Source organism: Noviherbaspirillum denitrificans, from assembly GCF_002211445.1.
Classification (GTDB): domain Bacteria; phylum Pseudomonadota; class Gammaproteobacteria; order Burkholderiales; family Burkholderiaceae_D; genus Noviherbaspirillum; species Noviherbaspirillum denitrificans.
Window position 1 is genome coordinate 4,512,004 of the sequence record NZ_LSTO01000001.1, and the last position, 26,165, is coordinate 4,538,168.

Below are 26,165 nucleotides of genomic sequence, written 5' to 3' on the forward strand. Positions count from 1 at the left end.
TCAGCCAATCCCCGGGTAATCCAGCACCAGCCGGTGGTGCAGATGTCTTGCCTCGCGCAACGCGTGCAGCAGCCTCTTGCGATCCGGCGCATCGAGCGCCGCAGGGGCGACATGGTTGTGCATTTCTTCACCGCGCCGAAAACAGGCCTGCTGGTGCCTCAGCCTGAGCGTCTGGATGAAATGAAACGCCCCGATCCATCGCTCAGCATCGCTCGGATGCAGGCGGTTGGCCTTTGCCGCGAGGCGGAAACGGTCGGCGGTGTTGACGGCATGCGTGCCGCTGGCAAGCCCGTAGATCCGGGCGCCGTCGATGAAGAGGGACGCGGCCTTGATCTTGAGGTCGATCGTGCCGCGGTATTTCCCTTTCCTTTCCACCGCAAACCGCCTGATCAGCCCTAGCGGGACTTCGCGCTGCAGCGCGTTGGCGGCCATCTGGTAGAGGAAGCGCGGGTTGCCGGAAGCTTCCTCTGCAAGCCAGTTGCCCAGTTCTTCCGCGAGCGCGTGTTCGCCGAACAACGGGCGCAAGTCGAAGAAAATGCTGGCATTGAGCAGCGCCTGCGGATCGCCTTCGAAGATCCATTCGCGGAAGCGTTCCTTCCATTCGTGCAGGCTCAGGCACCATTCGGGATTGCCCGCCATGACCTTGCCCGTGCACAGGGGGAAGCCGCAGGCGTCAAGGGCGTCGTTGATCCGCTGCGCCATCTCGAGCAGGCGGGGACGGGCAGGCTCGGCCTCATCCGCAAAGATGAGGCCATTGTCCTGGTCGCTCAGGAGCGTCTGTTCCTGGCGGCCTTCGCTGCCGAGTGCGATCCAGCACCACGGCAAGTCCGTGGGTGCCCTGTCCGCTGCGATGACTTCGACCACGCGGCACGCCAGCACGTCGTTCACGGCGGAGATGATGCGCGTGGCCGGCTCGGCGCCGCCCGCTGTGTCGACGAGGCGATGCGCGAGTGCACGGATTTGCGCGGCGGCCTGCTTCAGGCCGGGTACATCGTGCGCCGCCGCCGTGATGGCGCGCGCCTGCAGCAGCGGTGTTTCGCTGCTGGAGAGGGCGGGTTGCGATGTATCCGGTTCAAGCATCAGGATGATCGCCGCATTTGCATGCGGCCAAATAAAAAACCCCGGGGTAAGCGCCCCGGGGTTTGTTCGAGCCTGCCTGTTTAGTGGGCAGAGGCTGCCGCGGCGCCGATACCGGTTTCCGAGCGCACCTTTTGCGCTTCGAAGCCGATGCGGTCCTCGCGGGAGCGCGCGCTGCTGTCAAGGATGGAGAACAGCCAGATGCCGACGAAACCGGCGGTCATCGAGAACAGGGCTGGCGAAGTATAAGGGAAGATCGCCGCCTTGTAACCGAAGACATCGACCCACACCGACTTCGACAGCACCGTCAGCACGACGGCGGTGATCAGGCCGAGGAAGCCGCCGATGGTCGCGCCGCGGGTGGTGCAGCCCTTCCACAGCACGGACATGAACAGCACCGGGAAGTTGGCCGACGCGGCGATCGCGAAGGCGAGCGACACCATGAATGCGATGTTCTGCTTCTCGAACACGATACCGAGCACGACGGCGATGATGCCGAGGATGACGGTGGTCGCACGCGAGACGCGCAGTTCGTTTTCGCTGGTGGCCTGGCCCTTCTTGATGACGGTGGCGTACAGGTCGTGCGACACGGCCGATGCGCCGGACAGCGTGAGGCCGGCAACCACGGCGAGGATGGTGGCGAAAGCCACGGCCGAGATGAAGCCGAGGAACACGTTGCCGCCGACCGCGGTGGCGAGGTGGATCGCCGCCATGTTGCTGCCGCCGAGGAGCTTGCCTGCTGCATCCTTGAATGCCGGGTTGGTGCTGACCAGGACGATCGCGCCGAAGCCGATGATGAAGGTCAGGATGTAGAAGTAAGCGATCCAGGTGGTAGCCCAGAACACCGACTTGCGTGCTTCCTTCGCGCTCGGCACGGTGAAGAAGCGCATCAGGATGTGCGGCAGGCCGGCGGTGCCGAACATCAGCGCCATGCCGAAGGAGACTGCCGAGATCGGATCCTTGATGAAGGTGCCGGGGCCCATGATGGCGTCCTTCTTCTCATGGATTTCGACCGACTTCGCGAACAGCGCTTCCGGGCTGAAGTTGAACTGCGACATCACGACGAAGGCCATGAAGGAGGCGCCGGACAACAGCAGGATCGCCTTGATGATCTGCACCCAGGTGGTGGCGGTCATGCCGCCGAAGAGCACGTACACCATCATCAGCGAGCCGACCAGAACGACCGCGATCCAGTATTCGAGACCGAACAGCAGCTTGATGAGCTGGCCTGCGCCGACCATCTGCGCGATCAGGTAGAACGCGACGACGACCAGCGTGCCCGATGCGGCGAAGGCGCGGATCGGCTTTTGCTCGAAGCGGTAGGCGGCGACGTCGGCGAAGGTGAAGCGGCCGAGGTTGCGCAGGCGTTCGGCCATCAGGAAGGTGATGACCGGCCAGCCGACGAGGAAGCCGATCGAGTAGATCAGGCCGTCGTAGCCATTGAGGAAGACCGCGGCGGAAATGCCGAGGAAGGAAGCAGCCGACATGTAGTCGCCTGCAATCGCGAGACCGTTCTGGAAGCCGGTGATGCCGCCACCCGCCGTATAGAAGTCAGCGGCGGACTTGGTCTTGGCAGCTGCCCACTTGGTAATGAACAGGGTCATGATGACGAACACGCCGAACATCGAGATGGCGGTCCAGTTCGTTGCCTGCTTCTCGGCCTGGCCGAGGTCGGCACCGGCGGCGAATGCGGCGCCGGCTGCACCCAGCAGGGCGAGCGCGGGAAGAATGCGTTTGAGGCCGTGCATCACATCACCTCCTTGCGGATTTCGGCGGTGAGTTCATCGAACTCGCCGTTGGCGCGGCGCACGTAGACGCCGGTGATGACAACGGTGAACACAATCACGAACAGGCCGATGGGAATGCCCCAGGTGGTGACACCTGCGCCCATCTTTGCGCCGAGCAGTTCCTTGTTGAATGCGACCAGCAAAATGAAACCGTAGTACGCAACCATCATGATCCACGTCAGTGTCCATCCGTAACTGGAACGGGTAGATACCAGCTTCTGGTACTTTGGATTCGATTTGACCTTCTGGACAAGATCGTCATGCATTTTCGTCCCCTCACTTTATTAACTTACAAGAGCTTGCGAGGATACGGGCGCTGTCTTACTGATCCCTTACCGAATGAAGGGGCTTCGAAAAATCATCGTGCGGCAATCGAAAAAGCAGTGGAAATTTGATCCAGATCATGCGCGGCGAGCAGCATTGTCGTTGCGACGACAATGTGCAGCTTCAAATCGGGAATAGCAGACAGGTCGTCGTCGCATGCGCATACAGCTTGCCTTGCGCATCGACGATCCTGCCCTCGGCGGTCGCGACCTGGCCACCGACGTGGATCACCTTGCCTTCTGCACGGATGGGGCCGGTCTTGTCGGTAAGCGCGCGCACGAAATTGATCTTCAGTTCAAGCGTAGTGTAACCCTTGCCCGCGGGGAGCATGCTGTGCACCGCGCAGCCGACGCAGGAATCGAGCAGCGTGGATGCATAGCCGCCGTGCACCGAGCCGATCGGGTTGTAATGCTGCGGACCCGGTGTGCCCTGGAAGACGACGAGACCCGGTTCGACCTTCACAATGAGGAAGTCGAGCAGCACCGCGATCGGCGGGGGCGGCAATTCGCCGCGCATAATCCCGTGCAGGAATTCCAGGCCTGAGCGTTCGCGCAACTGCTCCCGCGAAGCGACACCGGCGGGGATCATGGCAGGGCGAATGGCGGCTTCATCGGTTTGCCACTCGTTCAGCGGTTCTTGCAGGTTCATTGCTTGCCTCATATAAAGGATGGGAAGGTGGCCGGACGCGACCGGTGAAATATATGTATATACACTATAATCGATTTCGCGTATAAATGTGCATATGCACCTAATTGGCGGCGGTCCGCCCGGGAGAACCTTCATGCAACAACAGACTGGAATGACGCCAGGCGCGGCGTGGATGCTGATGCTGGCGGCAGCGGCGATCATGATGATCACGATGGGGGCGCGCCTGACCACCGGCCTCTTCGTGTCGCCCATCAATACCTCGACCGGAATGGGCATCGTGTCCATCAGCTTTGCGATGGCGGTCGGGCAGTTCATGTGGGGCGCGTCGCAACCCATCTTCGGCGCCATCGCCGACAAGCATGGTCCGGGCAAGGTGATCGTCGTCGGCGCGATCATGCTGGCGGTGGGTACGGCGCTGACGCCCTTCGTCGATTCGAAATGGGGGCTGATCATGACCCTCGGCATCCTGAGTGCAGCCGGAGCAGGGGCGGGCAGCTTTTCCATCCTGATCGGCGCGGCCGCACAACGGCTGCCCGCAGAACGCCGCGCATTTGCGTCGGGCTTCATCAATGCCGGCGGCTCCTTCGGGCAGTTTGTCTTTGCGCCGCTGATGCAGGCCATCATCAATACCGCCGGCTGGGTGGCCGCGATGCTGACGATGGCGGTCACCACGCTGCTCACCATTCCGCTTGCATGGCCGCTGCGCCGCCGGAGCGCGCCGGCCGCGCAAGCCACAAACGATCCTGCGCACATCGGCCTCAAGCAGCAGCTGAAGATCGCCCTGCGCGACCCGAGCTACCTGCTGCTGCATGCAGGCTTCTTCACCTGCGGATTCCATATCGCCTTCCTGGTCACCCACCTGCCCGGTGAAGTCGCGCTGTGCAGCCTGCCTGCCGGCGTGTCGGCAACGTCGCTGGCGCTGATCGGCCTGTTCAATATCGCCGGCAGCCTGTCGGCGGGCGTGCTGTCCTCGCGCATGCGCATGAAAGTCCTGCTGGCCGCGATGTACGGCAGCCGCGCGCTCATCATCGTGATCTACCTGCTCGCGCCGAAGTCTGCATGGACCTTCTATATCTTCGCTGCAGCGCTCGGCGCCACCTGGCTGGCAACGGTGCCGCCGACGGCGGGCCTGGTGGGCAAGCTGTTCGGCACGCGCTATCTCGCGACGTTGTTCGGACTGACACTGCTGTCGCATCAGACCGGCGCCTTCTTCGGCGCATGGCTGGGCGGGCTGGCCTTCGTCAATTTCGGCGACTACACCTGGATGTGGTACGCGGACATCGTGCTGGCGATCGCGGCCGCACTGTCCAATTTGCCGATCCGGGAAGCGAAGCTGCCGGCACGCGCGGCCACGGCTTGAACAGGGCAGGAAGGATGTCTTGCGGCAAGCCGCTATACTGCGCGGAACCGCCACCCAAGCAAGACATCCTAACTGCATGAACACCACCGAGCAGGAAACGCACGACCCCATCCCGGATAACGACGCCGTACTGTCCGATGCCCTCGAGCAGCACCTTCGCGCCGAAGGCGCGGAACTGGCCAAGCTGGAAGGCCGCGTCGTGGTCCGCTTCGCAGGCATCGCCGAAGCCGGCGGCCTGCGCATTCCCTATGACCTGATCCCGCCGGACGGCGTGCTTGCCAATGCCGGCAAGTGGCGCAACCTGTCTGCGGAAAAGAAACTGGCGCTGGCGCGCGAGCGCGTGCATCCGAAGGCGCGGCAAAACCTGCACCGCAAGGTCAGCGAATTCGTCGAAGCGCTTGCTGCGCGCGCCGACGACGTCGGGCTCGATGCGCGTGAGTTCCTGCACGTCCTTGCGCTCAAGGAATCCTCGGCGCCGGTCGACCATGTGCTCGACCGCGTCGAGCAACGCCTGATCCACGCCATCGAGCGCCAGCAGGAGGCAATGAATGCCGCCCGCACGCGCGAGAGTATCAACCTGGCCGAATATCCCGCCACCTTTGAACTAGCGCGCCGCCTGCCGCGCCGTTTCATCGCATTGCTCGGGCCGACCAATTCCGGCAAGACGCACGAGGCGATGGAGGCATTGGCGAAAGCGAAGAGCGGCGTTTATCTCGCCCCCTTGCGCCTGCTCGCGCTGGAGAACTACGAGCGTCTCGGCGAAATGGAGCGCAACGGCGAGCGATTGAAAGTGAGCCTGGTGACCGGCGAAGAGCGCCGCGTCGTCGAAGGCGCGACGCACGTCGCCAGCACGGTGGAAATGCTCGACACGCAGACACGCGTCGACATCGCGGTGATCGACGAGATCCAGATGCTCGGCGACCGTGACCGCGGCGCCGCATGGACGGCGGCGGTCTGCGGCGCGCCGGCCAATGTGGTGTACCTCGTCGGCGCGCCCGAGGCGCGGCGTGCCATCGAAGCGCTGGCAAGGCGGCTCGACTGTCCACTGGAAATCCGTACCCTCACGCGCAAGGCGCCGCTGTCGATGGAGGGCCAGCCGGTGCGCAAGCTGCGCAACCTGCGGCGCGGCGACGCGGTGATCGCGTTTTCGCGGCGCGAGGTGTTGATGTGGCGCGACATGATCACAGAAATGGGGCTGTCGGTGGCGACGGTGTACGGCAACCTCTCGCCCGAAGTACGGCGCGCACAGGCGGCGCGTTTCCGCGAAGGCAGCGCCGACGTCGTGGTCGGCACCGACGCCATCGCGATGGGCCTGAACCTGCCCATCCAGCGCGTGGTGATGACCACCGCCGTGAAGTACAACGGTGTCGAGGAAGAAGAACTGAGCGCCGCGCTTGTCAAGCAGATCGCGGGCAGGGCAGGGCGCTTCGGCGTGCACGAGGAAGGCTTCGTCGCCGGCTACGACGATGACACGCACTACGTGATCCGCGCCCTGCTGAAGGAAAAGGTGCCGCCGATCTCGTCGCTCGGCTTTTCGGTGGCGCCGACGCTGGAACACCTGAACCGGATCGCCTCTGTCACAGGTGAACAATCGCTGGCAAGACTCCTCAAGCGCTTCGAAACCGACATCGACGTGCCGGACGGTTTCTTCACACCGCGCATCACCGAGGAGCAAGCTGAGCGCGCGATGTGGCTCGACACGCTGCCGCTGACGCTGGCAGACAAGTTCACGCTGTCGCTGGTGCCGATCTCTTCGCGCGTGCCATCTTTACACGCCGCGTGGCAGAAATGGGCACGCGCACTGGCACGCGGCCATGCCAGCCATCTCGACTGGATCGGCGAGCACAATGCGCGCGCGACGCTGCAGGAAGTGGAAGACGACTGCAAGCTTTACTCGGCGTATGCGTGGCTCAGCTATCGCAATCCGGAATTCTTCCCGCATGGGGAAGAAGCCCAGCGCATGGCACGCGAAGCATCGGAGCGGATCGACGGCATCCTGCAGTCGCAAAACCGGGCGATGCGCAGCCGGGGAGGGCGTAAGGAGACGCAGGTGCGCCGCGCCTACGCCCGGTGATGGTCGCTCAGGCAGCCGGTTTTCGGAGATGGTGCTTGTGCATCAGGTTATGCACGAGCGTCTTGGTTGCTTCGACGATGCTCTTGCCGGTGCCCGGTTCGAACACGATGGTGTGATGGGAGCAGTGGGCAGGACCTTCCTTGCCCTCCTGGATGGATACGACAGCGAGGATGCGGCCACCGCCTACGTCGGTTTCCTGGATCTCTGCAGTGGCCTTCAGATTATCCATGTGATAAGTCATTGTTTGCATTTTTTACGTTACTTGAAATGGGTGGTTCAAGGCTCCAGATTGCTCGCCGGTGTCCTTGTCGGAGCGCCGGCATTCGACAAGCATGGTTGAAGCCGCCGCTTGCAAATCCGAAATCAGTACAAGTACAGGAGATTTAGCAATTAGGATGCCAGCGCAGGGCGATGTTGTCATTGATGTGGAGCATCCCGGCCGTCCTTCATAGGTGGGGACGGTCTGGTGAATTCCAAGGAAAGTTCGGTCAGGGGTACGGTGCCACGCTATGGATTGCCGCCCTCACGACCACTGCACAAAGTTGGGCAAGCCCGTATCGTCACGCTCGAACGAGCGCCGCAGCTTGTCCCTTTCCTCGCCTTCGCCGTGTTTCTCCACGGCTTCCTTCACCGGCGCAACGACCGGAGGTGGTGAGGTATCGAGGCGGTATTCGGTCCGCCGGTCACCCATCATCTGGCGCAGGTCGCGCATGTTGATGCCAGTTGCTTCGTTGATGCGGATCAACAGCGCGGGATCGATCGGATGGACGCCCTCGCGCACACGCTTGATGAGGTAGGGTTCGACGTGCAGCACATGGGACAGCGCCTCGTCGTTTTCAAGGTCGAGCATCTGTTGCAAGGTATCGAACAGGCGGTTTGGATCGAACAGTTCAGCGGCGGCGTGGTGCGTCATGGATCAGGCGAAAAGCGTTGCGGGAAGGTGTAACGACTGACAACAGGCGGGGCGATAAATTCCCCTGTCAGAAGCGCGAGCGCACGACCTTGTGCACGAAACGCAGCTTGCCGATCACGGGCGTCGACAGCGTGAAGGGATACGGGTCGGGCATTCCCACGCTGCGGTTGAGGCTGTTGAGCACGTAGGACAGTGCAAACCAGTCGTTAAGGACATCGTCGAAGTCGTCACTGCGCACCGGCTGCTTTTCGATCACCAGTTCCGGGTCGCCGGCACGCTTTGGCTTGAGCATCATGCCGCAGGCAAGGGCGGTATCCAGCGTATCGACCATGTGCAGGTAGTGCGCCCAGGTTTCCGCCCAGTCTTCCCACGGATGCATGCTGGCATAGGCGCTGACGAAGCGTTCGTTCCAGTCGGCCGGCGGGCCGTTGTCGTAGTGCGCCTTGAGGCGCGCCGCATAATCCTCGCGCTCGTCGCCAAACAGCGCGCGGAATTCACCCAGCCTGTCGCTGTCCGCAAGCAGCCGGTCGAAATAGAAATGGCCGCTCTCGTGCCGGAAATGGCCGAGCAGCGTGCGATAAGGCTCGCCCATGTCCTCGCGCGTCTTTTCGCGGAAGGAGGGATCGGCTTCCGCGATATTGATTGTGATGACGCCGTTCGCATGACCGGTCATCACGGGTTGACCCGGGGCCGCTTCGAGGAATTCGAAGGCAAGGCCCGCGTCCGGATCATTCAGCTTCGGCGTTGGCTGCAGGTGCAGCGCCCACAACGTGTACAGCAGGCGGCGCTTGGCGGCTTCGAGGCGTTTCCAGTACAGGCGGTTCTTTTCCGACGACAGCGCGGGAATGATGCGCGTCAATTGGCAGGAGGCGCACAGCTCGCTCGCCTCGCCCGCTTCCAGCATCCAGTTGCAGACGTCTTCGTGCGCATAGTTGACGCACTTTTTGTAGCCGCGCCCAGCGAGGCGCAGATCCGGGCTGCGCAGCGTCCCTTCGCCGTCCTCCTCGAACGCATGGATGGCCATGTCATCGGGCAGGTAGCCGAGTACGCTGCCGCAATTCTCGCAGCGGACATTTTCAAAGAAGACGAGCTGGCCGCATTTGTCGCAGTGGAAGGTTTTCATCGGGGAGCTGCATGCTGCTTCGGACATGGTGGGATGGAAAGAGCAGCAAAACGTTCCGATTCTTGACACATCTTTCTGCAATGGCAAGTTGTCAGGAACAAAACGTCCACGGTCGGTCTCTACTAAAACGGCATGTGCCGAATTTCTTTTTACCGGAGTAAATCTTTCATGTGTGGAATTGCCGGGGAATTGCGTTTCGACCAGCAATTCGCAGATAGTCGTGCGGTCCTCGACATGACGGAGAGCATGTCGCGCCGCGGACCGGATGGAGAAGGTATTTTCAGCCTGGGCAGCCGCTGCTTCGGGCACCGCCGCCTGTCCATCATGGACTTGAGCAGCCGTGCGCACCAGCCCTTCGTCGACAACCAGCTCGGCATGGGCATCGTGTTCAACGGCGCCATCTACAACCATCACGAACTGCGCGACGAATTGCGCGAGAAGGGTTACCAGTTCGCCTCGACCGGAGATACCGAAGTCATCATCAAGGCCTGGCATGCGTGGGGGCCGAAGGCGCTCAAGCGCTTCTATGGCATGTTCGCGTTCGCGCTGTGGGAGCGCGACAGCGGCAACACCTGGTTCGCGCGCGACCGGCTCGGCATCAAGCCGCTCTATTACGCGCGCGATGCCGAACGCCTGCGCTTTGCGTCTTCGCTGCCGGCCTTGCTCAAGGGTGGCGGCATCGACACTGCGATCGACCTCGAGGCGCTGCATTACTACATGAGCTTTCACGCGGTCGTGCCGGCGCCGCACACCATCATCAAGGGCGTGCGCAAGCTGCCGCCGGGCTGCTGGATGAAGGTGACGCCGGATGGCGATTGCAGCATCAAGGAATGGTGGCGGCTCGACTTCAACCGCAGCGAAGAGGATGAGCGGCGCAGCTTCGACGACTGGAAGTCGGATGTGCTCGACACGTTGCGCCTGTCGGTCAAGCGCCGCCTGGTGTCGGATGTGCCGGTCGGCGTGCTGCTGTCCGGTGGCCTCGATTCCAGCCTGATCACAGGTCTGCTGGCGGAAGCCGGCACGGTCGGCTTGCGCACCTACTCCATCGGCTTCGAGTCGGTCGGCAGCGAGGAGGGCAATGAATACCGTTACTCCGACCTGATCGCCAGCCATTACGGCACCGTGCACGAAAAGCTGCACATCCCGGCCGGCGACTTGCTGTCGGCCTTGCCCGATACGATCGCCGCGATGGCTGAACCGATGGTGAGCCATGACTGTGTCGCGTTCTACCTGCTGTCGCAGGCCGTGTCGCGCCATACCAAGGTGGTGCAGAGCGGGCAGGGCGCGGATGAAGTATTCGCCGGGTATCACTGGTATCCGCCGCTGACCGATGTTGCCGATGCGGATGCCGGCATCGACCTCTACAAGCGCGTGTTCTTTGACCGCAGCCACGAGGAACTGTGCGGACTGCTCGATCCTTCCATCCGCATCGGCGACGCCAGCGGCGCTTTCCTCGAAAGGCATTTTTCCAGGCCAGGCGCCGACAGTGCCATCGATCGCGCGCTGCGTATCGACACCACGGTGATGCTGGTGGACGACCCTGTCAAGCGCGTGGACAACATGACGATGGCGTTCGGCCTCGAGGCGCGTGTGCCTTTCCTGGACCACGACCTGGTCGAGCTGGCCGCGCGCATCCCTGCGCGGCACAAGGTCGCCAATGGCGGCAAGCATGTGCTCAAGGAAGCGGCGCGATCGATCATCCCGGCGGAAGTCATTGACCGGCCCAAAGGCTATTTCCCGGTGCCGGCACTGAAATACCTGCGCGGCGATTTCCTGCAGTTCGTGCGCGACACACTCGATACCCGGGCGGCGCGCGAACGCGGACTCTTCCGGCGCGAGGCGGTCGAGCACATGCTCGAATCGCCGGACAACCATCTCACACCGCTGCGCGGCTCGAAGCTTTGGCAGCTTGCCTTGCTCGAAGCCTGGCTTCAAACAAACGGTCTCTGACCCGTTCGATTCAATCCATTTTCATAGGAGCGCGTCATGAGCGTTTCACCGCATGATCCTTCCATCAATGCAAGCCGCCTTCATCCTGCGCTGTTCCAGCATGCGGATGACGGCACACCCATTCCGCAGGAGTCGACAGCGGCCTGCCGGTCGAATGCCTTCATTGATTGCGGCTGGGGACGGCTGCTGTACGGGCCTTCCTTCGAATCGCCGCAGGTCCTGGCACAGGCACTGCGCGAAGAGGAACCCGGCAAGCGCGACATCGCGCTGCACGTCGAATCGCCGCAGCTGGTGCTGGGCGAGGCGCCGTCGCATTTGTTCCTCGATCCGTCGCTGATCTTCCGCAGGCCGCTGGGCGCGATGCCCGAAGAGGCGCAGGCGGCGGGCATCGTCGTGCGTCCGCTGACGACGCGCGCCGACGTCGCCGCCATCAACCGCCTGTACAGCATGCGCGGCATGGTGCCGGTGGAGCAGCAGACGGTGTGGCGGCAGCGCCATTCCGAAGCGGTCCAGTTCATCATCGCCGAAGATGATCGCACCGGCGAAATCGTCGGCACCGCGATGGGCGTCGACCACGTGGAAGCCTTTGGCGATGCCGAGGGCGGCTGCAGCCTCTGGTGCCTTGCGGTCGATCCGCAGACCGGGCTGAGCGGCGCGGGCCAGGCGCTGGTGAATTACCTGATCGCCCACTTCACAGCGAAAGGACGCAAGTTCCTCGACCTGTCGGTGCTGCATGACAACGAACCGGCAATCAGCCTCTACCGCAAGCTCGGCTTCGAGCAGGCGATCGGCTTCGTGGTGAAGAACAAGAACGCGATCAACGAAAAGCTGTTCGTCGAGAGCAACGATTTCGGCGGGCTCAATCCCTACGCGATGATCATCATCAACGAGGCACGGCGGCGCGGCATCAGCGTCGAGGTGATCGATGCGGCGGCGGGTATCTTCAAGCTGCGCAATGCCGGCCATGAATTCCTGTGCCGCGAATCGCTGACGGAACTGACCGGCGGCGTGGCGATGACCTGGTGCCAGGACAAGGTGCTGACCTCGCGCAGGCTGGCTTCGGTCGGACTGCGCGTGCCGAAGCAGATTGTCGCGGGCGATCCTGCGGCCAATGCGGAATTCCTGCAGGAGTGCGGGTCCGTCGTCGTCAAGCCGGCACTGGGCGAACAGGGCAAGGGCATCAGCGTGGATGTGCGCACCGAGGAACATCTCGCCGAGGCGATTGCGCGCGCGGCGAAGGAAGGCGGGCATGTGGTGATCGAGGAATTCTGCCAGGGGCAGGATTTGCGTATCGTCGTGATCGGCTACAAGGTGGTTGCTGCCGCAATACGCAAACCGGCGGAGATCGTCGGCGACGGCACATCCACCGTGGCGCAGCTGATCGAACGGCAGAGCGCGCGGCGTGCGGCCGCGACCGGTGGTGAGAGCCGGATTCCGGTCGATGGCGAGACGGAACGCTGCCTCGCTGCGCAGGGGCTGGATTATGACTCAGTGCTGGACGCAGGGCGCGCGGTGGCGGTGCGCAAGACGGCGAACCTGCACACGGGCGGCACTATCCACGATGTCACGGCCGAACTGCACCCGGTCCTGCGGGAGGTTGCGGAAACGGCGGCGCGGGCGCTGCGCATCCCCGTCGTCGGACTTGATTTCCTGGTGCCGTCGCCGGATTCCGACCAGTACGTGATCATCGAGGCCAACGAGCGGCCGGGGCTGGCGAACCATGAGCCGCAGCCGACGGCGCAGCGATTTGTCGACCTGCTGTTCCCGTTTACCACGGCTCAGGCATGACATGGACAAACTCCGCATCGACGCCGGCTACCTGAAAACCACGCTGCTCGAGCTGCTGGCCATTCCGAGCCCGACCGGTCTGACCGATGAGGTCGTGCATTACACCGGAAGCCGACTCGACGCGATGGGCGTGCCCTACGAGCTGACGCGGCGCGGCACGATCCGCGCCATCCTGCGCAGGAGCATGCCGGAGCGGCGCAAGTCCAGCCCGGCGTGCGCGATCGTGTCGCACCTCGACACGCTGGGCGCGATGGTGCGCGAGATCAAACCCAATGGCAGGCTCGCGCTGATGCCGGTAGGGACCTGGTCGAGCCGCTGGGCGGAAGGCGGCCGGGTTACGCTGTTCATGGAGAACGGGCGCTGCCGCGGATCGGTGCTGCCGCTGCTCGCATCCGGCCATGTGTTCAACGAAGCCATCGATACCCAGCCGGTCAGCTGGGACCAGCTGGAGCTGCGCATCGACGAACCTGTCTCGTCCGCCGCCGATGTGCTTGCGCTCGGCATACAGATCGGCGATTTCGTCGCCTTTGACGCCAATCCCGAATGGCTGCCGAACGATTACGTCGTGTCGCGCCATCTCGACGACAAGGCCGGCGTTGCCGCGGTCCTCGCTGCGATGAAGGCGGTCGTCGATGCGGGGGCGAGGGTGCCGATGGATTGCCATGCCGTGTTCACGCTGACCGAAGAGGTGGGCTCGGGGGCGCGCGCGGTGATCATGGATGACGTGAGCGAGGTGATCGGCGTCGACATCGGCCCGGTGGCCGCGGGGCAGGGGGCGCGTGAACATGGCGTCACCATTCCGCTGATGGATTCCGCGGGGCCGCATGACTACCACCTCACGCGCCGCCTGCTGAAACTGTGCGGCGACCACGGCATTCCGTTCAATCGCGATGTGTTCCGCTTCTATCACTCCGACGCCGGCGCGGCGGTGAACGCGGGGCGCGATGTGCGTACCGCGCTGCTGTGCTTCGGCGCCGATGCCTCGCATGGCTACGAGCGCACGCATCTGTCCGTCCTGGTGCACCTGGCGGAATTGCTGACGCTGTACATCCAGAGCGGGCCGACGCTGGCGGAGGACCGGCAGGAAATGCTGGATTCGGTCGAGAACTTTTCGCACCAGCTCGATGCAGACCAGTTGCAGCAGGTTGACGTGCCGCGACAGGATGTGGGCGACTTGGTGCAGCTCGGCGCGCAGAAACCCGCCCCCGATGTTTGATCGATATGAAATTTTCGTTATCTGCGAACTAAGTCAGGCTTTCTCCACCTTATAGGCTGGCACCGGTGACTTGCCGGTGTCGCGTTTTAACAAGGAGAAACGATGAGTCGAGAAAACGATGTGAGTGCAGTGCTGCAACAGTACGCAGCCGAAACCGGTGTCCATTCCGTGCAAAAGGTCGAGCAGGATTTCGTGGCCGTTGCGCAGCATGTGCCGGCCGAGCATGTGACAACCGGTCTCGCCGAAGCGATGCACTCGGAGCAAACGCCTCCTTTCGAAGACATGGTGGGCGAAGCATTCGAGCGCGGCTCGGACGAGCTGCGGGTGTCGATGCTGAGGCAATTGATCGACGGCGCGAGCCCGGCGGTGCTCAAGCCGCTGATCGATGACGGCCAGTTGCCGAGGGCCGCCAACGGCAGCGGCAGTCCCGCAGTGCCGATTGATGCCGCGCTGGTGCAAGACCTTGACGTCGATGTCGTGCGCCGGCTCGCACGCGGTGCGGCGCAGGAAGATGCATCCGTCATCGATCGCATGAGCGAGTTCTTCGCCGTCGATCCGGCGGCAGGAAAGACGCTGGGCGGCGCCGCGCTCAGTGTGGCGCTCGGCAAGATTGCGGAAGCACGTTAATCACGGCCGTGTAACGGAAACGCCCCGTGCCTCAACAGCACGGGGCGTTTTCTTTGAGTGGAGGAGAAGCAGTCTACCGGCTGTCGACCAGCTTGAAGTCGTAGAGGTCCCGGCCGCCGCTGGCCAGCGGAATGTAGATTGTCAGCGTGGTGCCCTTGCCGGGCGCGCTGGTAATGATGAACTCGCCGTCGAGCGCATGGATGCGTTCTTCCACGCCGACCAGGCCGAAGGAGTTGGACGACTGGCGGGTTTCCGGATAGATGCCGATGCCGTTGTCCGTGATCTTCATGACGACGCGGTTGTCGTCCTGGTACAGCTCGATCACGACGCGGGTCGCCTTTGAATGGCGGATCACATTGGTCAGGGATTCCTGCAAGATGCGGAACAGCGAAGTTGCCCGCATGTCGTCGACCACGATTTCCTGTTCGCTCACGTGCAGTTCGCAGGCGATGCCGGAGCGGCGGCGGAATTCCGCCACCTGCCATTCGATCGCGGCGTTCAGGCCGAGGTCGAGCACTGCGGGGCGCAGGTTGTTGATGATGGTGCGGATGGTCTTCACCGTCGCGTCGATGTGATGCAGCGCCTCGCGCACCTTTTCGTTCAAGCGCGGATGCGAGCGGCCGGTACGGGCATCGAGCATCGATACGTCGATGCGCAATGCAAGCAGCGTCTGGCCGAGTTCATCGTGGATCTCGCGTGCAATGCGCTTGCGTTCGTCTTCCTTCACGCGGTCCTGGTGGGCGGTCAGCTCGCGCAGCAGCTCCTGCGAACGCTTCAGCGCTTCCATGGTCTGCTTGCGCTCGGTGACATCCATGATCGTGCCGCGCAGCAGCGGTGCATCGCCGTTCGTGCTGAGGCGGCATATGGTGTGCACCCAGAGCACAGAACCGTCGAGCTGCGTAATGCGGTGTTCCGTATCGAATTCCATGCCGGTTGCCAGGCATTTCTCCAGTCCTTCCCGGATATGCGCCCGGTCAGCCTCGTGGATTCGGTTCAGGAAATCGGTTCGCGCCGGCGTTTCGTTGAAACGGTCCATGGCGAAGAGGCGGTAGGTTTCCGCGCTCCACGACATGCTGCCGTCGTCCGGATGCAGCACCCAGCTGCCCAGGCGCGCCATGTGCTGTGCTTCGGCCAGGCTGGCTTCGCTGGCGCGCAGGTCCTTGGTCATTTCCCGCGCAAGTTCCACCGCCCGCCGGCGCGCGGTGGTCAGCGAGTAATAAACGCCGTACAGCAGCAGCGAGGCTGCCAGTCCGGTGATGAGCACCAGCCAGGGCAGGTAGAACTCGAGCCGGTTCATCATGGATGACTTGTAGGCAGAGAATTCGGCGGTCCACACGCGCGGGCCGACGCTCATCGAGATCCGCTTGACGAACAGTTCCGACGACGAGCCATAGGGCACGTCGGCATACCTGCCATCAGGCGTGGCGCTGCTGTCGAACAGCAGGCTCTCGGGCGTCGCCGACCCGTCGCCACGGCCGGCATCGTACAGGCGCACCCGCATGCGCTTCAGGGTGTTGTTGTCGACCGCGCCTTTCATCAGCTTGCCGATATCGAAGCCGGCCCCCACCGAGCCGAAGTAGGCCTTTTGCCGTTCGGCGATCGTGCGGGTCGGCATGCCTCGGTGGTACAGGGGCATGCGCATCGCCAGGCCGATGTGCCGGAAGGGTCCGCTGATATGGATCAGGCGTCCCGAGGACGCGAGGCGGCCGCTGTCGCGCGACACTTCCAGGGAATTGGCGACGGCCGGGTTGGAGGCGATGTCGAAACCGAAGGAGACGAGGTTGGTTTCCATCGGCTCGATATAGGTCAGGACGTGGTACTCGGGGCGGTCGCCGGCGGGACGGACATTGAAATCCGGATAGCCGTGGCTGTCGACCCGCGTGTCGGCGCGGACCGCGGCTTCGAATGCCTGCTTTTCTTCGCGCGTGACGCGGCGGGCAAAGTTGAGGTTGGTAATGCCCGGGAAGCTTTTCTCCAGGTTCAGTTCCCTCACGTAGGCATGAAATTGTTCGCGCGTGAGGTCGTCGGCGGTGTAGAACAGGGCCGCCGCGCCGCGCAGTACGTCGATATAGGAGTGGACCCGATTCTGGACGGCAAGCTGGGCATTGTCGACGTGGTATTCGAACTCGGCCCGGCTCCGGTTCGTGATTGCCTGCTCGACCAGCAGGCACAGCACGAGCGACGACGCGACACCGATCCACCATGCGGTAGAGCCGAACAAGGACCGGACAAAGCGTCGGGAGATGTGCATTGTTGCAATGACGAAACGAGTGTGTGGTGCGCCTTTCCGGCTTGCTGTCGCGGATTGCGGCGGACTATCGGCAGTGTATAACTAATTTGCTTTGGACAAGGTTCTCGATTGGAAGCAGGCGTGGCGCGGCCAGCCCTGCAAGACTGCAGCCTATTGTTTCAGGCTGCCGGCGCGCTTTACGCCTGCCTTACAGGAAATTTGATCTTCATCAATTATGTTATAAAAATGCAATGACTTGCGCATGCTACATTCGACGTCCGAAAGGGTGCTTGATGGCAATTTGCTCAGGATAGCGCCTTTTCTGGAGGGGGTTGTCATTTCAACAGAATCGAAAGGTGAAGAACAATGAAACTGCATGCGCAAAAAAAGACACCGGAACAGATCGTTGAAGCCGTTTTCTCGCTTGACCTTGACCCGATCAAGTTCAAGCTGATGGACGTCAACGAGGGCTATGGCTGGTCGCGGGAGGAGGCCGACCGCCAGGAACTGGAATACAAGCGCTTCCTGGCGCTGGTCGCGAAATACCCGGAGGAAGCGATCGTGCCGGACAAGAACGTGGACAAGTTCTGGCACGCGCACATCCTGGACACGATGAAGTATGCGGAAGATTGCCAGAACGTGTTCGGCTACTTCCTGCACCACTTCCCATACTTCGGCATGCGTGACGCGGAGGATGCCGCGAACCTGGCGCAGGCGTCGGATCGCACGCGCGCCCTGTACCGCGAGGAATTCGGCGGCGCCACGGCACAGGATGCCGCCTATTGCGGTGTCGCCGCAGCGTCTTACTGCGGTGCGGCATCGGACACGGTGTCGGCGGCCTATTGTGGCGCGGCGTCGGAGAGAAGGGATGCCGCGTATTGTGGCGTGGCCGCTGCGGAGTCCGCCTACTGCGGTGCCGCGTCGAAGCAGGCCTCCGCCTACTGCGGCGCAGCGGGGCCGGCCTACTGCGGTGTCGTCACCGGCAAGGGCCGCCCGTCGCTGGATAGGCCTCGCGCCTCGCTGGCGAGCTGATACCGCAAACACACCTTCCTTGCCAAAAGCCCGCGACGCGGGCTTTTTTCATCGCACGACGACCCGGTTGCGCCCCTCGTTTTTTGCCACGTAAAGCGCATCGTCTGCTCGCCTGAGCGCCGCCTCGATTCCCTGTTCCCCCTCGCGATACTGCGACACCCCGCAACTCACCGTGATGCCTCCGGGCATGCCCTTGATCTCGACCGCATGCGCCGACACCCTCACGCGCAGCCGTTCCGCCACCTGCGCGGCGGCCTCGGCATCGGTATTGGGCAGGGCCATGATGAATTCTTCGCCGCCGAAGCGGCAGAACACATCGGACTCGCGCAGCGACTCCTTGCAGAGGACGGTCAGTGCCTGCAGCACCTTGTCGCCCGCCGGGTGCCCGTACATGTCGTTGATGCGCTTGAAGTGGTCGACGTCGATGGTGACGATGGAAAGCGGGACGTGATGGCGGTTGGCGGTGCTGACGATTTTCGGCACTGATTCGAAGAAGAAGCGGCGGTTGTACGCGCCCGTCAGCGGATCGGTGATCGATGCCGCGCGCAGCTCCTCGCTCAGCGCCTGCAGTTCGCTGTGCTTCTTCTCCAGCGCCTGGCGCGCGCTCTCGCGCTCTTCGGCGCGGGCATGCGCCTGGGCGAGCATCATCAGGGTCATCAGGATCAGGCCGATCGCGCCGGAGGTGGAGAACGCGACGCGCCAGGCCCGCGCTTCCACTTCCGACAGCGGGATGAAGACGCTGATGTTCCATCCCGATCCTTCCACCGGCCGCGACCGCACGAAGAAGCGCACGCCATTGCCGCCATCCCCGACGATCGATACAACCGCCTCGTTGCCGTGCAACGTACGCACGGTGCGCATCGGCAGCGGCGGCTTGAGCATCGTGCCGTACTGGCGCGAGCGCTTGATTTCGTCCAGCGCCTCGGCATGGAGCGAAACCATGGGCCGGTACTTCCAGTCCGGGCGCGTGCTGAGGAAGATGATGCCGTTGTCGTCGGTCACCGCGACTTCATCCTCGTTGCGCTGCCATTCCTGGTCGAGCTGTGTCATGTCCACCTTGACGACGGCAACACCCAGCGTGCGACCGCCCTCCCGTACCGCCTGGGCGACGTAATAACCGGGCAGCAGGCTGGTGGCGCCGATGCCGTAGAAGGTAGCCTTGCCGTTGGCGATCGCGTTCTGGAAATAGGGGCGGAAGGCGTAATTGCGGCCGATGAAACTGTCCACCGCATCGGCATTGCTGGCCGCAATGGTGCGGCCTTCCCCGTCAATCAGGTAGACGACCGCTGCCTGCGCGCTGGCGTTGACGCGTTCGAGGTAGCGGCTGGCTTCCCTGGCGCGTTGGCGGTCCTGGGGATGGCGCAGCGCGTTGACGACGACGGGATGGTCTGCAAGCAACTCCGGCAGGTAACCGAATTTCTGCGTCGGGGCGAACACCGCGGCTGACGCTACATCGAGCCTGCTTGCGGCTTCCTCTTCCAGCTCGACTATGCCCTGCTGCCAGCGAAAATCATAGGCAAAGTAGGCGGAGGCAGCGACGGCCGCGAGCGCGGCGGCGGTATTGCGCATCCTTTTCGCTATCGGGTTGGGCATGGTCGTGCGCGTCGGGGTCTCCGTTCATTGTAGCCGCCGGTTACCAGTTTTGCGGCCTGTTCCAGTAACCGGGTTGCGCGTACACCGCCTTGAGCATGTCGATGAAGAAGCGGATTTTCGCCGGCAGGTGCCGCTGCCGCGGGTAGACGGCCATGATGTCGTAGTTGTCGAGCGCGTATTCGTCGAGCACGGTGATGAGCTGGCCGGCGGCGAGTTCCGGCTGGATTTCCCAGGTCGAGCGCCACGCCAGGCCGAGGCCTTCGCAGGCCCAGCGGTGCAGCAGTTCGCCGTCGTTGCAGTCGAGGTTGCCGTCGACCTTGATCGTCACCGGCTTGCCGTTCTGCTGGAAATACCAGCCGCGCTGCTGGCCGCCCTGCAGGTTGAAGGACAGGCAGTTGTGCTGTTCGAGGTCGGCTAGCGTGCGCGGAATGCCGTGCTTGTCGAAGTAGGCGGGCGTGCCGCACACCACGCGGCGGTTGCCGGCCAGTTTCACCGCGACGAAGTTGGGGTCGATCGCGCCGCCGATGCGGATGCCGACGTCGTAGCCTTCGCGCACCAGGTCGACCACGCGGTCGGTGAGGTTGAAGGAGATGCGGACTTCCGGGTTCGCCTTCAGGAAGGCGGGGGCGTGCGGGGCGACGTGCTTGCGGCCGTAGGCGGCGGGGGCGGAGACGATCAGGTGGCCGGTGGCCTTGTGGCGGCCTTCGGAGACGATTTTTTCGGCGGAGTCGAGGTCGTCGAGGAGCTTGCGGCAGTGGTCGAGGAAGACGGTGCCTTCTTCCGTCAGTGTGAGGTGGCGGGTGGTGCGGTGCATCAGCTTGACGCCCAGGCGCTTTTCGAGGGCGTCTATGCGGCGGCCCAGCATGACGGGGGTGATGTCTTGTTCGAGGGCGGCTTTGGCTAGGCTGCCTTTTTCGATGACTTCTACGAAGGCTTCGATTTGCTTGAATTTGTCCATGTGGTCGTGTTCCTTTTTGGCTCTTCGGTGACCCTGGTCGGTAGGTTCTCCGTGGAAGCTAGCCGGGACTGGCCCCGGCGGGCCAATTACTTTTCTTGTCTCGCCAAGAAAAGTAATCAAAAGAAGGCGACCCCGGTACGCAGCCCCTGCGGGGTACCCGAAAAATTCCCTCCCGAAGCGGGAAGCGAAATAACTCGCCCTCGCAAGCTCGGAGCTCAGACAGATTTCGCTTCTTTTTCCGCTTCGAGAGGAAATTTTTCGGCTGCATACAGGGGAGAACTGCTTAAAAACCATCCCTACCCTAGCCCTTCCCTTGAAGGGAAGGGAATTCATTATTCCATACCCCAAGTATCGAATAAAGCGATTATTTGTGTTCTTATCAAACCTATAGTTTGCCTTTAGCATCCTTCCAACGGAAACACCACTCTCAGGAGGATCTATGGCAAGGATGACGGCGGCGGAAGCCGCAGTGCATGTGTTGGAGAAGGAAGGCATCGCGCAGGCATTCGGTGTGCCGGGGGCTGCGATCAACCCGTTTTATGCTGCGCTGCGCAAGCGCGGAGGCGTGAAGCATATCCTCGCGCGCCATGTGGAGGGCGCGTCGCACATGGCTGAAGGCTATACCCGCGCGAAGGCGGGCAATATCGGCGTGTGCATCGGGACCTCGGGCCCGGCGGGTACCGACATGATCACGGGCCTGTATTCGGCACAGGCGGATTCGATCCCCATCCTCTGCATTACCGGCCAGGCGCCGCGCGCGCGGTTGTACAAGGAGGATTTCCAGGCGGTCGATATCGAAGCCATCGCCAAGCCGGTGACGAAGTGGGCCGTGACCGTGCGCGAGCCGGCGCTGGTGCCGCGAGTGTTCCAGCAGGCTTTCCACCTGATGCGCTCCGGCCGTCCGGGGCCGGTGCTGATCGACCTGCCGTTCGATGTGCAGATGGCCGAGATCGAGTTTGATCCTGAGACCTACGAACCCTTGCCGGTGTACAAGCCCGCCGCAACCCGCGCGCAGGTCGAGAAGGCGCTGGCGATGCTCAATGATGCGGAGCGCCCGCTGATTACCGCCGGCGGCGGCATCATCAATGCGGATGCGGCGGCGCTGTTGGTGGAATTCGCCGAGATCGTGAACGTGCCGGTGATCCCGACCCTGATGGGCTGGGGCGCGATTGCCGATGACCATCCGCTGATGGCGGGCATGGTCGGCCTGCAGACCAGCCACCGCTACGGCAACGCGACCATGCTCGAATCGGATTTCGTGCTCGGCATCGGCAACCGCTGGGCGAACCGGCATACCGGCTCGGTGGATGTGTTCACCAAGGGCCGCAAGTTCGTGCATGTCGATATCGAACCGACGCAGATCGGCCGTGTGTTCGGCCCGGATTTCGGCATCGTGTCCGATGCGGGCGCGGCGCTGAAGCTGTTCGTCGAAGTCGCGAAGGAGTGGAAGGCCGCGGGCAAGCTGCAGTGCCGCAAGTCCTGGGTGTCGCAGTGCCAGGAACGCAAGCGCACCATGCTGCGCAGGACGCATTTCGAGAATGCGCCGATCAAGCCGCAACGCGTGTACGAAGAAATGAACCGCGCATTCGGACGCGATACCTGCTACGTCACCACCATCGGCCTGTCGCAGATCGCCGCCGCGCAGTTCCTGCATGTGTACAAGGCGCGCAACTGGATCAACTGCGGCCAGGCGGGGCCGCTCGGCTGGACGGTGCCGGCCGCGCTCGGTGTGCGTGCCGCCGATTCGGACCGCCCGATCGTGGCGATCTCGGGTGACTACGACTTCCAGTTCATGATCGAGGAGCTTGCGGTTGGCGCACAGTTCAAGCTGCCCTACCTGCACGTGGTGGTGAACAACTCCTACCTCGGCCTGATCCGCCAGTCGCAGCGAGGTTTCGACATGGATTACTGCGTGCAGCTCGCGTTCGAGAATATCAACGCGCCGGAACTGGAAGGCTATGGCGTCGACCACGTCGCCGTCGCCGAAGGACTCGGCTGCAAGGCGATCCGCGTGCGGCGCGCGGAAGACATCCAGGATGCCTTCGGCCAGGCGCGTTCTTGGATGCGCCAGTACCAGGTGCCGGTGGTGGTCGAGATCATCCTCGAGCGCGTGACGAATATTTCGATGGGCACCGAGATCAACAACATCAACGAATTCGAAGAACTGGCAAGCTCGCCGGACCATGCGCCGACAGCGATTGCCCTGCTGGATTAAGGAGAAGAGAGCGATGACAAAACTGGCGGCCAACCTCACGATGCTCTTCAACGAGCATCCCTTCATGGACCGTTTCGAAGCGGCGGCCCGCGCGGGCTTCCGCGGCGTGGAGTTCCTGTTCCCGTATGCCTTCCACGCGGACCAGATCGCCGACAAGCTGAACACCTTCCAGCTCGACCTGGTGCTGCACAACCTGCCGGCCGGGAACTGGGAAGCCGGCGAGCGCGGCATCGCCTGCCACCCTGACCGCGTGAACGAGTTCCGCGAAGGCGTGGACGAGGCGATCCGTTACGCCAAGGTGCTGGGCGTGAAGCAGCTCAACTGCCTGGTCGGCAAGGTGCCGCAAGGGGCGGATGCGGATACGGTGCATGCGACCACGGTGAGCAATTTGAAATACGCGGCGGACATGCTGCAGGAACACAAGATCCGCCTGCTGGTCGAGCCGATCAACAGCTACGACATCCCGGGCTTCTACCTGACGCGCACGCAGCAGGCGATCGACCTCATCAAGGCGACCGGCTCGAGCAACCTCTACGTGCAGTACGACATCTACCACATGCAACGCATGGAAGGCGAACTGGCGAACACCATCAAGGCCAACCTGGACATCATCAAGCACATCCAGCTGGCGGATAACCCGGGACGCTTCGAGCCGGGGACCGGGGAGATCAATTACCGGTACCTGTTCAAGATGCTGGACGAGGCGGGGTACGACGGCTGGATCGGCTGCGAGTACAAGCCGCGCGCGGGGACGGTCGAGGGACTGGGCTGGCGCACCGAGCACGGGATTTGAGACAACAGATATTCAAGACACGGAGAACACAATGGCAAAAATCGGTTTCATCGGCCTCGGCATCATGGGCGCACCCATGGCGGGACACCTGCAAAAGGGCGGCCACAAGCTCTATCTGCATGACACGAAGAACCCGCCCTTCGACCTGATCGAAGGCGGCGCTACCGTCTGCACGTCCGGCGAGGAAGTTGCCAAGCGCGCCGACGTCATCATCGTCATGGTGCCTGACACACCGCACGTGGAGGCGGTGCTGTTCGGCGAGCATGGCGTGGCCAAGGGGTTGGAGAAGGGCAAGATCGTGATCGACATGAGCTCGATCTCGCCGATCGCCACCAAGGATTTCGCCAGGCGCATCAACGCGCTCGGTTGCGAATACCTCGACGCACCGGTATCAGGCGGTGAAGTCGGCGCCAAGGCCGCATCGCTGACCATCATGGTCGGCGGCTCGGAAAGCGCGTTCAACGACGTCAAGCCGCTGTTCGAACTGATGGGCAAGAACATCACGCTGGTCGGCGGCAACGGCGACGGACAGACGACCAAGGTCGCGAACCAGATCATCGTCGCGCTCAACATCCAGGCCGTGGCCGAAGCGCTGCTGTTCGCATCGAAGGCGGGCGCCGATCCGGCGCGCGTGCGCCAGGCGCTGATGGGTGGTTTCGCTTCGTCGCGCATCCTCGAAGTGCATGGCGAGCGCATGGTCAAGCGCACCTTCAATCCGGGCTTCCGCATCGAGCTGCACCAGAAGGACCTGAACCTGGCGCTGCAGGGCGCCAAGGCACTCGGCGTGTCGCTGCCCAACACCGCCACCGCGCAGGAACTGATGAACGCCTGCGCCGCCAACGGCATGAGCGGGCTTGACCATTCGGCGCTGTGCCGCGCGATCGAACTGATGTCCAACCATCAGATCGCCAGCGCGTAAAATAGCCCGATTCACAAGGACAAGCGCCATGCATCCGACCAAAGCCCGCGAGTTATTGCTCGACATGTTTTCCGCCGCCACTGCCGCCGTCAGCGCCGGTAAATGTCTTCCGCCTTTCCTGCCTGAACCGCCGAAGGGGCGCACCCTTGTCATCGGCGCGGGCAAGGGCGCGGCGGCGATGGCCAAGGCGGTGGAAGACCATTGGCAGGGAGACCTCTCCGGGCTGGTTGTCACCCGTTACGGCCACGGCACCGATTGCCGCCGCATCGAGGTCGTCGAGGCGGCGCACCCGGTTCCAGACGAAGCGGGACGGCGCGCGGCGGGGCGCATCATGGACATGGTGCGCGGCCTGACGGAAGACGACCTTGTCCTGTGCCTGATTTCCGGCGGCGGTTCCGCGCTGCTGGCCTTGCCGGCCGAGGGCATCACGCTGGAGCAGAAGCAGGCGGTCAACAAGGCCCTGCTCAAGAGCGGCGCCACGATTTCCGAAATGAATTGCGTGCGCAAGCACTTCTCCGCGATCAAGGGTGGCCGCTTGGCGCTCGCCTGCGCGCCGGCGAGGGTGGTCACGCTGCTGATTTCCGACGTGCCGGGCGACGACCCGGGCGTGATCGCCAGCGGCCCGACGCTGCCCGATCCCACCACCTGCGCGGACGCGCTCGCCATCCTGCGCAAGTACAGGATCGAGGTACCGGAGAACATGGAGCGGCATTTGACGTCCGGTGCAGGCGAGACGCCCAAGCCGGATGAGCCCCGCTTTGCCCGCAATACGCATCACGTGATCGCGACCGCGCAGCAGGCGCTGGAAGCAGCGGCTGCCGTGGCCCAGGCCGCCGGCGTGACGCCCCATATCCTGTCCGACGAGATGGAAGGCGAGGCGCGCGACGTGGGGATGGTGCATGCGGCACTGGCACGCCAAGTCGCGCTGCGCGGCCAGCCTTTCGACAAACCCTGCGTCATCATTTCCGGCGGCGAAACCACCGTGACGGTGCGCGGCAAGGGACGCGGCGGGCGCAATGCAGAATTCCTGCTCAGCCTCGCGGCGACCTTGAATGGCCAACCGGGTGTGCATGCGATTGCCTGCGATACGGATGGCATCGACGGCTCGGAGGACAATGCGGGGGCGGTTTACCAGCCTGATTCGATCGCCCGCTCCGAGGAACTCGGACTGCGGGCGCGGGCGATGCTCGACAACAATGACGGGTACGGGTTCTTCAGTGCGCTGGGGGATCTGGTGGTGACGGGGCCGACGCGGACGAATGTGAATGATTTCCGGGCGATGCTGATTGTGTGAAGTTTGGGTGCGGGCTCCAAGCCATTTGCGCCTTAGTTCGTTCCACGTCATTCCCGCGGAGGCGGGAATCCAGTGTCTTTACTTGATGCGACTATCGTAGATGAGTAGCAAACGACGCTGGATTCCCGCCTTCGCGGGAATGACGGAGGGGGAGCATTATCCTGCTGTCAGTAGCCCCGCCTTTCGCCCCACCCCCAACTCAAACACACTCACCGCCCGCGTCAACCTCCCCGCCTGGTCATGC

At 63.1% G+C, this 26,165-nt stretch carries 21 protein-coding genes; 11 read left to right on the forward strand and 10 right to left on the reverse strand.

Features of this window, described 5'->3' with window-relative positions:
• The 4 genes from AYR66_RS21875 to AYR66_RS21890 all read right to left on the reverse strand — a co-directional run bounded on the left by AYR66_RS21875 (position 1) and on the right by AYR66_RS21890 (position 3,836).
• Positions 1 to 1,080, reverse strand: coding sequence for a DUF294 nucleotidyltransferase-like domain-containing protein (locus AYR66_RS21875; RefSeq protein WP_088709261.1), 1,080 nt, complete (start codon positions 1,078 to 1,080; stop codon positions 1 to 3).
• A gap of 80 nt (positions 1,081 to 1,160) precedes the next feature.
• Positions 1,161 to 2,825: a cation acetate symporter gene (locus tag AYR66_RS21880; protein WP_088709262.1), complete on the reverse strand. Its 1,665-nt coding sequence runs from the start codon at positions 2,823 to 2,825 to the stop codon at positions 1,161 to 1,163.
• Positions 2,825 to 3,130, reverse strand: a complete 306-nt coding sequence (locus AYR66_RS21885) for a DUF485 domain-containing protein (RefSeq protein ID WP_088709263.1) — start codon at positions 3,128 to 3,130, stop codon at positions 2,825 to 2,827. Before AYR66_RS21885 ends, AYR66_RS21880 begins: the two co-directional genes overlap by 1 nt.
• A gap of 181 nt (positions 3,131 to 3,311) precedes the next feature.
• The gene (locus AYR66_RS21890) at positions 3,312 to 3,836 is read right to left on the reverse strand and encodes a PaaI family thioesterase (protein WP_088709264.1); all 525 of its coding nucleotides are present in this window, start codon (positions 3,834 to 3,836) and stop codon (positions 3,312 to 3,314) included.
• A 133-nt stretch (positions 3,837 to 3,969) separates the two neighbouring features.
• Here AYR66_RS21890 and AYR66_RS21895 point away from each other — a divergent pair, with 133 nt between their 5' ends.
• On the forward strand, positions 3,970 to 5,196 hold the full coding sequence (locus AYR66_RS21895; RefSeq protein ID WP_234814975.1) for an MFS transporter: 1,227 nt from the start codon (positions 3,970 to 3,972) through the stop codon (positions 5,194 to 5,196).
• 76 nt (positions 5,197 to 5,272) lie between these two features.
• Positions 5,273 to 7,270, forward strand: a complete 1,998-nt coding sequence (locus tag AYR66_RS21900) for a helicase-related protein (protein ID WP_088709265.1) — start codon at positions 5,273 to 5,275, stop codon at positions 7,268 to 7,270.
• A 7-nt stretch (positions 7,271 to 7,277) separates the two neighbouring features.
• On the opposite strand, the gene AYR66_RS21905 is transcribed toward AYR66_RS21900, so the two are convergent.
• From AYR66_RS21905 to AYR66_RS21915, 3 genes are all read right to left on the reverse strand, one after another.
• Positions 7,278 to 7,499 (reverse strand): hypothetical protein, encoded by a 222-nt coding sequence (locus AYR66_RS21905; protein WP_088709266.1) that lies wholly within the window; start codon positions 7,497 to 7,499, stop codon positions 7,278 to 7,280.
• A gap of 294 nt (positions 7,500 to 7,793) precedes the next feature.
• Positions 7,794 to 8,183, reverse strand: coding sequence for a hypothetical protein (locus tag AYR66_RS21910; RefSeq protein ID WP_088709267.1), 390 nt, complete (start codon positions 8,181 to 8,183; stop codon positions 7,794 to 7,796).
• A gap of 67 nt (positions 8,184 to 8,250) precedes the next feature.
• On the reverse strand, positions 8,251 to 9,306 hold the full coding sequence (locus AYR66_RS21915) for a zinc-binding metallopeptidase family protein (protein WP_088709268.1): 1,056 nt from the start codon (positions 9,304 to 9,306) through the stop codon (positions 8,251 to 8,253).
• A 168-nt stretch (positions 9,307 to 9,474) separates the two neighbouring features.
• On the opposite strand from AYR66_RS21915, the gene AYR66_RS21920 reads away from it, so the two are divergent.
• The 4 genes from AYR66_RS21920 (at position 9,475) to AYR66_RS21935 (ending at position 14,887) form a co-directional block, all read left to right on the forward strand.
• A complete protein-coding gene (locus AYR66_RS21920) occupies positions 9,475 to 11,256 on the forward strand; it encodes an N-acetylglutaminylglutamine amidotransferase (protein WP_088709269.1) in 1,782 nt (593 codons plus the stop codon).
• Between the two features lie 36 nt (positions 11,257 to 11,292).
• Positions 11,293 to 13,044 carry an N-acetylglutaminylglutamine synthetase gene (gene ngg, locus AYR66_RS21925; RefSeq protein ID WP_088709270.1) on the forward strand — a complete coding sequence of 584 codons (1,752 nt, stop codon included), beginning with the start codon at positions 11,293 to 11,295 and terminating at the stop codon, positions 13,042 to 13,044.
• Position 13,045: 1 nt separating this feature from the next.
• Positions 13,046 to 14,260: an osmoprotectant NAGGN system M42 family peptidase gene (locus tag AYR66_RS21930; protein ID WP_088709271.1), complete on the forward strand. Its 1,215-nt coding sequence runs from the start codon at positions 13,046 to 13,048 to the stop codon at positions 14,258 to 14,260.
• A 102-nt stretch (positions 14,261 to 14,362) separates the two neighbouring features.
• Complete coding sequence (locus AYR66_RS21935) at positions 14,363 to 14,887, forward strand: hypothetical protein (protein WP_088709272.1); 525 nt, start codon at positions 14,363 to 14,365, stop codon at positions 14,885 to 14,887.
• A 73-nt stretch (positions 14,888 to 14,960) separates the two neighbouring features.
• Here AYR66_RS21935 and AYR66_RS21940 read toward each other — a convergent pair whose 3' ends face one another.
• Positions 14,961 to 17,138 (reverse strand): CHASE domain-containing protein, encoded by a 2,178-nt coding sequence (locus tag AYR66_RS21940; protein WP_088709273.1) that lies wholly within the window; start codon positions 17,136 to 17,138, stop codon positions 14,961 to 14,963.
• Positions 17,139 to 17,483: 345 nt separating this feature from the next.
• Between AYR66_RS21940 and AYR66_RS21945 the strand changes: the two genes are divergently transcribed.
• The gene (locus AYR66_RS21945; RefSeq protein ID WP_088709274.1) at positions 17,484 to 18,149 is read left to right on the forward strand and encodes a glycine-rich domain-containing protein; all 666 of its coding nucleotides are present in this window, start codon (positions 17,484 to 17,486) and stop codon (positions 18,147 to 18,149) included.
• 48 nt (positions 18,150 to 18,197) lie between these two features.
• On the opposite strand, the gene AYR66_RS21950 is transcribed toward AYR66_RS21945, so the two are convergent.
• Together AYR66_RS21950 and AYR66_RS21955 are read right to left on the reverse strand one after the other, a co-directional pair.
• On the reverse strand, positions 18,198 to 19,742 hold the full coding sequence (locus AYR66_RS21950) for a sensor domain-containing diguanylate cyclase (RefSeq protein WP_088709275.1): 1,545 nt from the start codon (positions 19,740 to 19,742) through the stop codon (positions 18,198 to 18,200).
• Positions 19,743 to 19,782: 40 nt separating this feature from the next.
• Positions 19,783 to 20,700 carry a LysR family transcriptional regulator gene (locus AYR66_RS21955; protein WP_088709276.1) on the reverse strand — a complete coding sequence of 306 codons (918 nt, stop codon included), beginning with the start codon at positions 20,698 to 20,700 and terminating at the stop codon, positions 19,783 to 19,785.
• 439 nt (positions 20,701 to 21,139) lie between these two features.
• Between AYR66_RS21955 and gcl the strand changes: the two genes are divergently transcribed.
• The 4 genes from gcl to AYR66_RS21975 are packed head-to-tail and all read left to right on the forward strand — an operon-like array spanning position 21,140 to position 25,921.
• Positions 21,140 to 22,915, forward strand: a complete 1,776-nt coding sequence (gcl, locus tag AYR66_RS21960) for a glyoxylate carboligase (RefSeq protein ID WP_088709277.1) — start codon at positions 21,140 to 21,142, stop codon at positions 22,913 to 22,915.
• Positions 22,916 to 22,928: 13 nt separating this feature from the next.
• Positions 22,929 to 23,708, forward strand: coding sequence for a hydroxypyruvate isomerase (gene hyi, locus AYR66_RS21965; protein WP_088709278.1), 780 nt, complete (start codon positions 22,929 to 22,931; stop codon positions 23,706 to 23,708).
• A gap of 10 nt (positions 23,709 to 23,718) precedes the next feature.
• Positions 23,719 to 24,627 carry a 2-hydroxy-3-oxopropionate reductase gene (gene glxR / locus AYR66_RS21970; protein WP_170942339.1) on the forward strand — a complete coding sequence of 303 codons (909 nt, stop codon included), beginning with the start codon at positions 23,719 to 23,721 and terminating at the stop codon, positions 24,625 to 24,627.
• 28 nt (positions 24,628 to 24,655) lie between these two features.
• Positions 24,656 to 25,921, forward strand: a complete 1,266-nt coding sequence (locus AYR66_RS21975) for a glycerate kinase type-2 family protein (RefSeq protein WP_088709280.1) — start codon at positions 24,656 to 24,658, stop codon at positions 25,919 to 25,921.
• Positions 25,922 to 26,165 lie beyond the last annotated feature (244 nt).

Coding starts and splice junctions, on each gene's coding strand:
- AYR66_RS21875 (WP_088709261.1), bottom strand. CDS start 1,080: ATGCTTGAACCGGATACATCGCAACCCGCCCTCTCCAGCAGCGAAACA.
- AYR66_RS21880 (WP_088709262.1), bottom strand. CDS start 2,825: ATGCACGGCCTCAAACGCATTCTTCCCGCGCTCGCCCTGCTGGGTGCA.
- AYR66_RS21885 (WP_088709263.1), bottom strand. CDS start 3,130: ATGCATGACGATCTTGTCCAGAAGGTCAAATCGAATCCAAAGTACCAG.
- AYR66_RS21890 (WP_088709264.1), bottom strand. CDS start 3,836: ATGAACCTGCAAGAACCGCTGAACGAGTGGCAAACCGATGAAGCCGCC.
- AYR66_RS21895 (WP_234814975.1), top strand. CDS start 3,970: ATGCAACAACAGACTGGAATGACGCCAGGCGCGGCGTGGATGCTGATG.
- AYR66_RS21900 (WP_088709265.1), top strand. CDS start 5,273: ATGAACACCACCGAGCAGGAAACGCACGACCCCATCCCGGATAACGAC.
- AYR66_RS21905 (WP_088709266.1), bottom strand. CDS start 7,499: ATGGATAATCTGAAGGCCACTGCAGAGATCCAGGAAACCGACGTAGGC.
- AYR66_RS21910 (WP_088709267.1), bottom strand. CDS start 8,183: ATGACGCACCACGCCGCCGCTGAACTGTTCGATCCAAACCGCCTGTTC.
- AYR66_RS21915 (WP_088709268.1), bottom strand. CDS start 9,306: ATGAAAACCTTCCACTGCGACAAATGCGGCCAGCTCGTCTTCTTTGAA.
- AYR66_RS21920 (WP_088709269.1), top strand. CDS start 9,475: ATGTGTGGAATTGCCGGGGAATTGCGTTTCGACCAGCAATTCGCAGAT.
- ngg (WP_088709270.1), top strand. CDS start 11,293: ATGAGCGTTTCACCGCATGATCCTTCCATCAATGCAAGCCGCCTTCAT.
- AYR66_RS21930 (WP_088709271.1), top strand. CDS start 13,046: ATGGACAAACTCCGCATCGACGCCGGCTACCTGAAAACCACGCTGCTC.
- AYR66_RS21935 (WP_088709272.1), top strand. CDS start 14,363: ATGAGTCGAGAAAACGATGTGAGTGCAGTGCTGCAACAGTACGCAGCC.
- AYR66_RS21940 (WP_088709273.1), bottom strand. CDS start 17,138: ATGCACATCTCCCGACGCTTTGTCCGGTCCTTGTTCGGCTCTACCGCA.
- AYR66_RS21945 (WP_088709274.1), top strand. CDS start 17,484: ATGAAACTGCATGCGCAAAAAAAGACACCGGAACAGATCGTTGAAGCC.
- AYR66_RS21950 (WP_088709275.1), bottom strand. CDS start 19,742: ATGCCCAACCCGATAGCGAAAAGGATGCGCAATACCGCCGCCGCGCTC.
- AYR66_RS21955 (WP_088709276.1), bottom strand. CDS start 20,700: ATGGACAAATTCAAGCAAATCGAAGCCTTCGTAGAAGTCATCGAAAAA.
- gcl (WP_088709277.1), top strand. CDS start 21,140: ATGGCAAGGATGACGGCGGCGGAAGCCGCAGTGCATGTGTTGGAGAAG.
- hyi (WP_088709278.1), top strand. CDS start 22,929: ATGACAAAACTGGCGGCCAACCTCACGATGCTCTTCAACGAGCATCCC.
- AYR66_RS21975 (WP_088709280.1), top strand. CDS start 24,656: ATGCATCCGACCAAAGCCCGCGAGTTATTGCTCGACATGTTTTCCGCC.